General features: G+C 48.3%; 5 protein-coding genes and 1 pseudogene. 4 read left to right on the top strand and 2 right to left on the bottom strand.

The annotated features are described in order from the left end of the window. Positions 1–130: 130 nt before the first annotated feature. Positions 131–1,183, bottom strand: coding sequence for an acyltransferase family protein (locus tag BN1080_RS04465; protein ID WP_052650741.1), 1,053 nt, complete (start codon positions 1,181–1,183; stop codon positions 131–133). Positions 1,184–1,358: 175 nt separating this feature from the next. On the opposite strand from BN1080_RS04465, the gene BN1080_RS04470 reads away from it, so the two are divergent. The 4 genes and pseudogenes from BN1080_RS04470 to BN1080_RS17500 all read left to right on the top strand — a co-directional run bounded on the left by BN1080_RS04470 (position 1,359) and on the right by BN1080_RS17500 (position 11,289). After that, entirely contained in the window at positions 1,359–2,378 is a 1,020-nt protein-coding gene (locus tag BN1080_RS04470) for an acyltransferase (RefSeq protein ID WP_052650742.1), read from the top strand. A gap of 262 nt (positions 2,379–2,640) precedes the next feature. After that, positions 2,641–6,870, top strand: coding sequence for a S8 family serine peptidase (locus BN1080_RS04475; protein WP_110925570.1), 4,230 nt, complete (start codon positions 2,641–2,643; stop codon positions 6,868–6,870). 421 nt (positions 6,871–7,291) lie between these two features. Then, a pseudogene (locus tag BN1080_RS04480) lies at positions 7,292–7,486 on the top strand (hypothetical protein); the annotation flags it as partial. Between the two features lie 182 nt (positions 7,487–7,668). Beyond that, positions 7,669–11,289 (top strand): S8 family serine peptidase, encoded by a 3,621-nt coding sequence (locus tag BN1080_RS17500; protein ID WP_052650744.1) that lies wholly within the window; start codon positions 7,669–7,671, stop codon positions 11,287–11,289. Positions 11,290–11,389: 100 nt separating this feature from the next. On the opposite strand, the gene BN1080_RS04490 is transcribed toward BN1080_RS17500, so the two are convergent. After that, on the bottom strand, positions 11,390–12,451 hold the full coding sequence (locus BN1080_RS04490) for an S-layer homology domain-containing protein (protein WP_052650745.1): 1,062 nt from the start codon (positions 12,449–12,451) through the stop codon (positions 11,390–11,392). Positions 12,452–12,481: the final 30 nt, after the last annotated feature.

Here is a 12,481-nt window from a genome sequence, read left to right on the forward strand (position 1 = left end):
TCAAAAGAACGATTGGATGCTTTCCGCTTATAGCAAAAAGCGGGAAAGAAGGCAGCATTTTTTACAAGCGACTCCCATCTTCCGACAACCACCCAAAAAAAGACCGATTCAAAATCGAATCGGTCTTTCTTTATTCAAATCTCGCAAGGAGCCGGTCCATCAAGCGGTTGCGTCCCGTAATCCACTGCGTCCAACGATAAAGATACAGCAATGCGCCGACGCCGACGCAAATTCCGACGGTGAACAACAGTAGCGATCCCGTATATAGAAGGAAACTGTTTTCAAAAACTTTCACAATGCGGCCGAGTGCCAAAATGAACAGCATATGCGACAAGTAAATGAAAAACGAAAAGCTGCTGACGATTTCCAGCAAGGGACGCGGCTTTTTCATTTTCTGGAACAGCACCGTTATCAGGAAGTAAACCGATAAGGTGTAGAAAAACATATCGTAGCGGTCGCTTGAAACCAAGGTATAATCGGTTTCCGATGCATTAAAGTAAATCCAGCTGAAGCTTGCTACTGCTGCAAGCAAAGGTAGCCAGATTTTATTCGCCAGAAAGGCAAAGATCTTATCGTAATAGACGCCGATATAAAAGCCGGCGACAAAATAGAACAGCCAGGCAAAAATGAACGTCCGGTACCAGAGCGGATATTCCTCAAAAATGAACAGGCGATAGCTTTCGAGATGCTCCAGCGCATATAGGTGGGCAAATGAAAGCGCGAAGGCGAAAGCGAGTGCAGCAAAAGGATTGATCTTCCGCAGCAGCCGGTTCAGCAAATAGTACAAGAGGTAGAACTGGAAAATGACGAGAATGAAGAAACCGTGCCAGTCGCCTGCACCGATGATGTTCCAAGCGGTCGGCCAGAAGACGCCGCCGCTTTGCTGGGCAGTGATGTACGCCGACAGCAGACCAATCAACACGTACGGCAGGAAAATGTATTGGACCCGTTTCCATAGAAAATCCTTCGGCAGCCTATCCGGATAATTCCGCGACAGCAAGGTGATGGAAATGAGAATGAAAACCGGGGTAGCAAACAAAAATAAATAGCGGATGGCCAAAAATACAGGGGTTTCGGTAAAATCCGTTTCGGCAAACTTTGCGTAATTCGTCAGCACGTGGTTATAGACGACGCTGAGGCAGGCAAAGGCCCGGATCATATTGATTTCGTTTAATTGCTTCAAGACAATAGCTCCGTTTCGTTCAAATGCTTTTGGTCATAACGGCACCTATTATATCAAATGAAGCGGGGGAGTCGAGAAGAAGATGTGTCCGTTTCGTTTCAGCAAAAAGGGAGTTTCAAGAATCGGCGGGAAGGGGATGTGTAGAGAAAAGAGAGTTTTGCAAAGGGGCGGGGCTATGAACGAACGATACGATTATATGGACTGGCTTCGTGTGTTTTCGATCGTCGCGGTGGTCGGCGTTCATGTGGTGTCAAAAATCATCAACAGTGCGGCGACCGATGAATGGGCGTGGCAATTTGCGAACGTCATCGATTCCGGATTGCGCTGGTGTGTGCCGATTTTCTTCATGCTGAGCGGCGCGCTGCTGCTGACCCGGCATCCGGATGAGCCGGTCGGCGACTTTTTGAAAAAGCGTTTGAGCAAATTATTGATCCCGCTTGTCGTCTGGAGCGGTTTTTATATGGTCTATAATGTGATGGAACTGGGCAAAAGCTATACGGCCTGGGAAATGGTCAAATTGTTCCTGACCGACGACGTCTATTATCATCTTTGGTTCATGTATACAATTCTTGGCTTGTATCTTATGGCGCCGTTCCTCCGCATCCTCGTCCATTACATGTCGAAGGCCGCGTTTCAATGGCTTCTCGGATTTTGGCTCCTGTTTTCAGCCATCCTTCCGTTCTTCCCGAAATATTTGGGTTTTGAACTCGCGGTGCCGGCCGGACTGTTCTCGCCGTATATCGGCTACTTCATGCTCGGCGCTTATCTCGTCATGTATCCGCTGGCGAAAAAGCACCTGGTTTGGCTCGGCGCTGCGGCGGTGCTCGGCTATATTGCGACGATCTGGGGAACGGCAGCCTTGACCAATCAGGCAGGCGAATTGGATGAATTCTACTACGAGCATTACCGGCCGAACGCGTTTTTCATTTCGCTGTTCCTGTTCGTCCTTTTCCAAAAGCTCAGCGACCGCCTGAACCCAAATCCCATCATCACCCGCATCAGCATGGCGACGCTCGGCATCTACGTCATCCATCCGCTGATCCAGCTGTACTTGAATAAATTCTTCGGCATCAACGAAACGATGATCCATCCGGCCTTCGGCATCCCGGTTTCCTGGATGCTGATATTCCTGATTTCCCTCGGGATCATTTTAGTGCTGCAGAAAATCCCGGTAATAAAGAATATTGTGCCATAAGCAGCCTGTTTGAAGCCTCGTCTCATACTCAGAGACGAGGTTTCGTTTAGGAAAAAACGCCATAAGTCCCGGTAATGGATTTTCAAATAGTCCATAAAGCCTTGCCTGAATAGTCTTAAAGCTTACATATACCTATATAAAAAGAGCTGGAAAAAAGAAGAAATAATCACATCAGACTAGTTAGAATATTTTAATAATATGGTAAATTTGATATGCCGCTAATTTTTCTTTAGCAACCACATTATCATAAGGGGGAAAACAATTGAGTAATTTACGCAATCTCATCATCACAGCGCTTGTGGTTTTGCTGACGTTCAGCTCAGTGGCCTTCGGGTTCACGGGAGCATCCGCTGCACCGAACACTTCGGCTGCAGGGGTCTCGAAACAAGTCAACCAGAAGCCGGCTGTTAAATTGCCGGACAAACTGGCGAATCCGAAAGATCCGAAAAAAGAGGTGCGCGTCATTGTCGAGCTCCAAAAAGAGCCGGCGATTGAAAATGCGACACGCAAAGGGGTTCTTTACAAGAGCTTGCCGGATTCCACAAAAGACAGCTTGGAGTCGGCGGTGGTCACGGACCAAAATACGGTCAAATCCAAAATCAAAACAGCAGCACCCGGCATTACATATCTCGAAAACTTTACCACGGTATTTAACGGCTTCTCCGCAAAAGTTCCGGCTGGGCAAGTCGAAAAAATTGCAGCACAAACTGGCGTAAAAGCGGTTTATGAAGCAACCGAATACGAGCGTCCGGCGATCAAACCGGAAATGAAGTATTCGAAAGCATTGGTCCAGGCGCAGCAAGTCTGGAATGATTACGGCTACAAAGGCGAAGGCATGGTGGTCGGCGTCATTGATACCGGCATTGATCCATCACATAAAGATATGGTGTTGACGGACAACGCAACGGGTGAAATCACCAAAGCAGAAGTCGACGCATTGCTTTCAGATAAATCATTGGAAGCAGGAAAATACTACACAGCAAAAGTGCCATTCGGCTACAACTATATGGATGGCAACGATACGATCCTTGACTTAGGGCCTGAAGCTTCGATGCACGGCATGCACGTCGCCGGAACAGTCGGCGCGAACGGCAATGAAGAAAACGGCGGGATCCAAGGCGTTGCACCGGAAGCGCAGCTTCTGGCGTTGAAAGTCTTCGGCAACGATCCGCTTTACCCATCAACTTATGGCGATATCTACATTAAAGCAATTGATGATTCCATCAAATTAGGGGCGGATGTCATCAACATGTCGCTCGGTTCAACTGGCGGCTTCGTGGATTCATCAGATCCTGAGCAGCAAGCAGTAGAACGTGCAACAAATAACGGTATTTTGGTTTCAATCTCTGCGGGGAACTCGGACATGTTCGGATCGGGTTACTTCTATCCATATGCAGAAAACCAGGATTACGGCTTAACCGGTTCACCGAGTGTTTCTTATGATTCTTTCGGTGTCGCTTCATTTGAAAACGACGTCATTACAGCACTGAGCTTCGGCTACCAATTCGGCGGTGCTGAAGCAGGGCGCGCATTGTACTTGCTTGCCAATGACAAAGATCCGCGCGATTTGCCGGAAGACTCGTATGAATTAGTAGATGCAGGGCTTGGATTGCCGGCTGATTTTGAAGGCAAAGATTTCACTAACAAATTCGCGTTGATTTCCCGCGGTGAAATCAGCTTTGTTGAAAAAGGCCAAGCGGCTCAAGCAGCAGGCGCAGCAGGCGTCATCATTTACAACAACACATCAGGCACGATCAATATGGCCTCTGATCCATCGATCACGATTCCATTCATGTCAACGGTCCAGGACGCAGGCCTAGCGATGAAAAATGCACTTGCTTCCGGACAGACTGTCACGGTTTCATTTGACGGACAGTATTTGGAAACGCAAAACCCGGCAGCTGGGGAAATGAGTGATTTCACTTCATGGGGCCCAACGCCGAACCTTGACTTCAAACCGGAAATCACAGCGCCAGGCGGCAACATCTTCTCGACGCTGAACGACGATGAATACGGTTTGATGAGCGGTACTTCAATGGCGGCGCCGCACGTAGCGGGCGGAACGGCATTAGTGTTCCAGCGCATTGAAGAACTTGGTTTACAAGGAAAAGACCGCGTACAATTCGCGAAGAACATCATGATGAATACAGCAAACCCGGTAGAATTCGCTGAAGGCCAATTCGTATCGCCTCGCCGCCAAGGTGCAGGATTGATGCAATTGCACGATGCGCTTTCAACGGACGTAACAGTCGTCAACAAAGCGACAAACGAAGGAAAAGTGGCATTAAAAGAAATCAAGAACAACCAATATGCATTCACATTGAAAGCCCAGAACTATTCGGATGAAGCTGCGGAATTCGCAGTGGATGTCAATGTGCAAGTGGATGCGGCAACAGATGGCGGCGGGGTCTTAGTAACTGCGCCGAACGAAATCGGTTCAGTCAATGTATCAGATGAAGTCTCGATCGCAGCTCCAAAAACTGTGACGGTTCCGGCAAATCAAACCGTCGACATCCCGGTAACAGTGGACGTTTCAGCGATTGACGCAGAACTGGATGAAATCTTCACAAACGGCTATTTTGTAGATGGTTTCGTCATCTTGACAGATGAAAATGAAGAAGTGACAGGCAACACCGAATTGGTCGTTCCGTATTTCGGCTTTAACGGCGAATGGGACGATGCCAGCATTTTCGATGATTTCGCTTGGGATCCGATGACGTACTACGGACAGACAATGCTTGCAGATGACCAAGGATTCATCCTGAACGGCGGCACGCATCTTGAAGGATTCGATCCAACGAAATTTGCCTTCTCTCCAAACGGCGATGGCGTGCAAGATGGCGTCATTCCGGTATTCTCGCTTATGCGAAATGCAAAGAACTTCGAGTTGAATGTGCTTGATGCAAACGGCAAGAAATTGCGGACGATCCGCACGGAAGAAGAAATGGTTAAGAGCTACGACAGCACAGAACCGTACGTATTCTCGCCTGATTTCAAATGGGATGGAAAAGCGATGGGCAAAGTGGTAGCGGACGGCAATTACAAATTACAGCTTCGCGCCGTAATTGATTACCCGAACGCTGAATGGCAGTCGATCGAATTCCCGGTCATCGTGGATACGAAAGCGCCGACAGCAAAAGCTTCATTTGATCCAAAAACAAAAAAAGTTGTCGTCAACAGCTTTACCGACAACACAGCGCCTGACCGCTGGGAAGTCTACTTGAACGGCAAGGAATTGACGGAAGATGCGGCAACTCCGGCTGATGAATCATTGGCACCGGCTACAACAGACTTTACCGTAACGGCAGAGTTGAAAAAAGACGACAAATTGACAGCCGTCTTCTATGACGTCGCTGGCAATAAAACCGAAGTGGAATTGCCGGTTACCGGTTCTGAAGATAAAGAGCCTGTGATTTTCATTGATTCCCCTGGAGTCCTTTCAACGCATGATAAAAACGAAGTAACAGTAAAAGGACGCGTAGAAGACGATTCAAATATCACAACAGTAACGGTGAACGGCGAGCCGGCAAAAGAATTCGACGGCACGAACTTCACGCATACCTTGACGTTTGAAGACGGTTCGCAGTATGTAACAGTGAAAGCGGTAGATGAATTCGATAACGAAATGGAAATCCGCCGCCAGATCCTGGTGGATACGAAAGCGGCAACCATCACGTTAGTGGATGCGCCGAAAACAGTTGGCCTAGATACGGATGAAGTGGAAATTACATTCAACGTTAAAGACAACTTCGACCAAATCCGCGTCTACTTGTATGACAGCGAAATTTTTGCGCACGAAATGGCTTCATACAGCGGCAAGAGTTTTGACCAAAACATCAAAACAACGGTGCCAGTGCTTGAAGAAGGCGTCAACGACTACAAATTGGTCGTTGAAGATTTGACGGGCCACCGCACAGAGCTGGATTTCACAATCACGAAACAAGCAGCGGCGCAAGATGGCTCGAACTTAAGCGTGAACAAAGACAATGTTGAATTGAATGTCGGTGATAAAGAAAAATTATCGGTGACAGAAGAAACAACGCTGCCAAACGGCAAAAAGAAAACAAAAGACGTGACGAAACAAGCTTCTTATAAAGTAGCAGATTCATCCATCGTCAGTGTGAAAAATGGTGAAATCACTGCGAAAAAAGCAGGCAAAACAACGATCACTGTTTCGCATGGCAAAGAGAAAGTTGTCGTCAATGTGACAGTTGCAGATCCGAAGCCGGTCGTAACGCTGGAAGTGGATAAAGCGAACCTGTCATTAAAAGAAGGCAAGAAAGAAAAAATCAAAGTGACGCAAACGACGGTAAAAGGCAAAGCCAAGCCAGTCAAAGAAGATGTCACGAAAAAAGCGAAATTCAAAGTGAAAGACAGCAAAATTGTCGAAGTGAAGAGCAATGGCCAAATCACAGCCAAGAAAAAAGGCTCGACAACGATCACCGTTTCGTACGGCGGCAATGAAGCTACCATTAAGTTAACTGTGAAGTAAGAAGGGAAGCCCGGAGCAGCAGAAGCTGCTTCGGGCTTTTTGGTGGTTGCAGGGTACCTGAGTGGGGCAGATGTTGCTTTTAGTTTCCTTATAGAATTCATCCTTAAAAGGTAGAAACTCATTCAAAAGATCAAAACCTAGTTGCCGGCTTTCCGCTTGCAGCGAAAAGCGAAAGTTCAAAGGACGAGGAATGGGAGAAGGGTGAATTCGCAGCGGATCGGGGTAATTTCAAGGAGGCTTGGGGTAATTTCGAACAGGAATGGGGTAATTTCGGAAACGATTGGGGTAATCTCGCACGGACTTGAGAAAAAATCACAATAATGAGCAACTCAGCAGCAATCTTCGCCGCCTTTTCAATACGCGCCGATTTATTTATACTAGGGGCAAACATTAACCGAAAGGATGAATTTCAATGGCAAACCCAGTTGATCCATTTCTTTCCCGGTTTTCAGCGCCGGCGAGGCGGGCATTAGAAGCACATGGCATTACCTCAGCTGAAGAACTATCAAAGTTCACGGAAAAAGAAGTGCTGCAGCTCCATGGCATCGGACCGTCTTCGCTGCCGAAACTAAGAGAAGCATTAACCGAAAAAGGATTCACTTATCAAGACGAATAAAGAAGCCAATCAAACTCAAGCCGCAAGCTTGGGTTTTTTTGTGCCTTTAAAAGGACTAAAGTACCTAATAAAAATAATTTTTAAATTATTTAAAATAAAACTTGGGATTTTCGAATCATGTGCTATTATAAAATTATCTAATTATTCAGATAATAATGATAGAACAGAAGGAGTTATGTCCCATGAAGAAGGTTTTGCACGTGAAATTCTTCAGCAGCTTCCTGTCCCTTGCCCTGGTTCTTTCATTGCTCGTGCCCTTTGAAGCTGCGGAGGCTGCGGAAACCAATCCGTATAACAAATCAGCCCGCACTGCAGGAGATCTTCAAGCCCAAGCGGCGATTATCGAACAGCTTCAACTGCCCCATCGCACTGCAAAGTTACATAAAGATTTGCAGGGTCTTTCCGGCAGCCAAAAAGTGCCGGTCATCATCCATCTATCGGAAAAGCCGATAGCTTTGCAAAAAGGAATTGCGGAGTCAGCCGGACAAGCCTTCACTGCTTCGCTTGAAAGTTCAGCGGAAGTGAAAGTGGCGAGCCAGCAAAGATCGGCCAAAGAAGAAATGGCCAGCGAACAAATTTCATATGAAGTAGGATTCAGCTACAAAACCGTGTTGAACGGTTTTTCGGCAACAGTCAAAGCCGATGATTTGGATAAATTAATGGATATCGACGGCGTGACGCTAGTGGAACCGGACGTCACGGTACGGGCTGCTTCATCCGGAGCCGGCAATGCTGAAGTCAAGCCGGCGATGAATGTCAGCGCTCCGTTTCTCGGCATCGAGAAGCTTTGGGCGGAAGGCATCGACGGCAAAGGCATTAGTGTCGCCGTCATCGATACGGGAATTGATGCCGACCATCCTGAATTTAAAGGAATTTACAAAGGCGGCAAAAATTTCGTTAAACACTCATCCATTTACACGCGGCCGCGAGCAGACAACGATGCCTCTGAAACGCGCCCGTCGGAACGTCCCGGCAACTTGCCGGAATTCGATGAAAGCGGCGATCCGTTCTATACGTCCCACGGCACGCATGTGGCCGGGATCATTGCTGCAAATGGCGCCAATAAATACAAAGTGAAAGGCGTCGCGCCGAAAGTCGACCTTTACGCCTACCGCGTGCTTGGCGCTTACGGCAGCGGCTTGAATTCCAGCATCGTCGCAGCCATCGAGGAAGCGGTCAAACAGGATATCGACGTCATCAACTTATCGCTTGGCGGCGGCACCAATTCCGAAACGGATGCCGGTTCATTTGCCATCAATAATGCGATGCTTGCCGGCACGGTCGCCGTTTCTGCCCCCGGCAATTTCGGTCCGGACCGCGGGACGATCGGTACGCCGTCTACTGCGCGCCTCGGAATTGCGGTCGGGAACACGACGACACCTGAATCCGTCTACAGCGGAAAAGTGCAAATTAAAGCAGGGCTCTTCAATTATTCGAAAGTGAACAAACTGATGCTCAACACATTTAATGCGGACCCGGCCAAGCAACTGACTGGGAGCTATGGAATCGTCTCCATTCCCGGATTCGGCAAAGCGAACAACTTCAATGGACTGAATGTGAAAGGGAAAGTGGCGCTCATTTCGAGAGGCGACATTCCGTTTGTCGAAAAGGTTAAAAACGCTAAAAATGCCGGGGCCGTAGCGGTTCTCATCTATAACAACAGCAGCCTTTCCGAGCCGGCTGGCGCATCTCTCGGCGAAGGGCTTGATGCTTTGCCGACGTTCGATTTATCAAAAGGGGACGGGGAAGCGATCAAAATCATAATTGCGCAAAATGCCGGCACGGTCTCGTTCAGTGATTTCAACGAAACCGTTGTAAAAGGCGATGACATCAACGACACCAGCTCACGCGGACCGAGTACGCCGAATTACGACATCAAACCGGATGTCATGGCACCCGGCACCAATATCATGTCGACGCTGCCGATGTATGGAGCCGACAACCCGAAAGCAAGCTACGATCTCGCTTATGGCAATGAAAGCGGAACGTCCATGGCCGCACCGCATATTGCTGGAATTGCCGCGCTGCTTTTGCAGAAGCATCCCGACTGGTCGCCGTTCGACGTGAAAGTGGCATTATCCAATACTGCGAAAATTTTGGATACGAAAAAATATGACGTGTTTGCCCAAGGCGCCGGACGGGTCGATCCGTACGAAGCGCTCCATCCCGATATTTTGGCTTATGCCGAAGACGAAGCGATTTTAGATGAAACCGGCAAACGCGTGCCGAATGTCAAAGGCACCATCACATTCGGTTCGCTGAATCCGGGAACCGGACCGATTTCCATCACTAAAGAAATCCGAGTGAAAGATATGGACGGGGGAGGCGGGAAGTACACCGTTTCAGTGGACACGCTGAAGACGTTTGCAGACGCCAAAGTCACGGTCGACAAATCTTCGTTCACTTTAAACGGCGAGCAACGGATTAAAGTGACTTTGACAGCATCTCAAAATGCCAACTTCCAATTAGGCGATGAAGCTCTGGGCTATATCCGCATCAAACCGGAATCCGGAAATTCCAAGGAAATTTCCTTGCCGTTCGCTGCAGATTTCGGCGGCGCACCAACCGAAGTGAAGAATTTCAAAATGACGGAAACCGATCTTTCATTTAATGGCGACGGCATCAACGACAAAGCGGAATTGAGTTTTGTGTTGACGGAAGACGTCAAAACGAACTTCATCCAGCTCTGGAACATCATGGATCCGGCAGCGGGCGTTGAAGGAGACGGCTATATCGGCTATCTGTATGCAGCGTCCACGCTTTCAGCCGGCTCCTACCGAATGGACATCGACGGCACTTACATTCCAGGAAGCGGCCCAGAGGAAAAACCGATTCCGGACGGCTTATATACAATTGATTACATGGGCCAGACCGTTTCCGGCAATCCGCCTGTCGTCAGCGCGTCGCTCGGCCCGATTGTCGTCAAATCGACCGCACCGAAAATTTCAGGGGTTGTGAGCGGAGGAAAAGCAAGCGGCAAAGTGACCGACAAATACATCGACTATTACAAAGAACTGACGAAATACGGAACGGCATTTGCCCTCAATGAAAAACTGAAGGCAACGTATACCGTGACGTCGGGCGGAAAAGAAGGAGCGCCCGTGCCGATCAAGCTATCAACGGATGGTTCGTTCACATTCGCTATCACGGCTGGAGAAAAAGATGCTGTCACCGTCCGGGTGGAAGACGCAGCCGGAAATGTCGGCAAGCAAGTGATTTCCGGAAAAGGGGGAACCGGCCCATCCGGCTTTACGGATACTCAAAACCACTGGGCCCGCACCCAAATTGAAGCGTTGGCGAGCCGCGGTATCATTGCCGGAAAAACAGCGACGACGTTCGAGCCGGAAAGCGATTTGACCCGTGCAGAGTTTGCTGTGCTGCTTGCCCGGGCACTCGAATTGCCGCTCCGGGAATATGAAGGAACGTTCAAAGATGTGGGGGTGAGCAAGGCGTGGGCATATCCGGGCATCGAAGCCGCTGCCAGAGCCGGAATTGTGGCCGGGAAAAAAGACGGCAGCTACGCCCCGGATGCCCCGATCACGCGGGAAGAAATGGCCGTCATGGCGATTCGCGCCGTCGAGTTCCAAAATCCATCGTTGCTGAAAAACTTAGGGAAGCCGCATCAATTTTCGGATGCGAACCGAATCGGCGGCTATGCGAAAGACGCGGTGGCCAAAGCGTATGCGCTCGGCATCATTACAGGCCGGACGGGCAATAAATTCGATCCGAAAGCAAACACGACACGCGCTGAAACAGCCGTCATCCTGTACCGTGCGCTTGGCAAAATGCAGTTATTGAAATAGAAGAGAAAAAGGCATCCATTCGGGTGCCTTTTTGTTTGCGGGAACTTATCCAAATAAAAAAGAGCCTTCTCTCCATAGAGAAGGCCCTCAATCATACTCCTTATTTCACGCTTGAAAGTTCACTTACTGTTTCACCTTTAGCGTCCAATGATTTAACTGATCCGTATCCTTCAACCATATAATACTTTTCGCCACTTTCAATAGTAATTTCGACAGCGTTGGTGAATTTCTTATAAGGTGTGTTGACGGTTTTATTAACACCAGTGATGGTCGAAGTATAGCGCTCGCCTAAACCATTTTCAAAAGTTTTGCCGACTTGGATCGGGTAAACAATCTCTGTTTCAGCTTCAGAGTATGGCAAGCCATAAATCAGCGCATCTTTTGTTTCGTTCTCCACTAACAGTGTAGTAGCGGAATTCCAATCGGTTCTTGTCACCCACATAAAGCCGAAGTCATTGCCCTCAATTACAGGAACTTCTTCAAATTTCAAAGTAGCCGTGCCTTGCTTGGTTGAGTAGCTGTATATTTTAGTTTTGTCTCTCAAGTATGAGTTTGCCATATGCGTATCGTTCTTGAATTTCGGCTCAAGGACGCGAGACATGAAAGCAGCAAGTTGGCCACGCGTAATCGCTTGGTTCGGACGGAACGTATTGTCTGAGTAGCCTGCAGTGATATTGCCGCTCACCATGGTAGCAATCGCATTATACGATTTCATATTTGGGGATACATCGCTGAATGACGCCCCAACGCCATTAAAGATATTGAATGTGAGGTCCAAAATGATCGACATGTCGCCGCGCGTAATCGGTGCGTACGGCTTGAATGTGCCATCCGGATAACCACTTATATAGCCGGCTTTTGCTGCTTCAGCTATATAGCCGCTTGCTTTTTGGGACTTCGAAACATCTTTGAAATTAGTAGAAGTTTGCGTCCCTTTAAAGTTTTTCAATTTGCCGATCATGATAGCTGCTTCTGCGCGCGTCACGATCTTGTCAGGTTTGATGGTGCCATCCTCGTAGCCGGAAATGACGCCTTTATTCACCAAATAGGTCATTTCATCGTAAAAACCGTGGCTTGCGGGCAAATCTGTCGCCGCCTGTGCAGGCGAGACAAGTAGGGTAAGTGCGAGTGCTGCTGCTGAGATCATCGGAAATTTCTTCAAAGAATCGTTCCCTTCAATAATTTATTTGAT

The sequence above is a fragment of the Planococcus massiliensis genome (assembly GCF_000821325.1).
GTDB lineage: Bacteria > Bacillota > Bacilli > Bacillales_A > Planococcaceae > Planococcus > Planococcus ruber.

Coding starts and splice junctions, on each gene's coding strand:
- BN1080_RS04470 (WP_052650742.1), top strand. CDS start 1,359: ATGAACGAACGATACGATTATATGGACTGGCTTCGTGTGTTTTCGATC.
- BN1080_RS17500 (WP_052650744.1), top strand. CDS start 7,669: ATGAAGAAGGTTTTGCACGTGAAATTCTTCAGCAGCTTCCTGTCCCTT.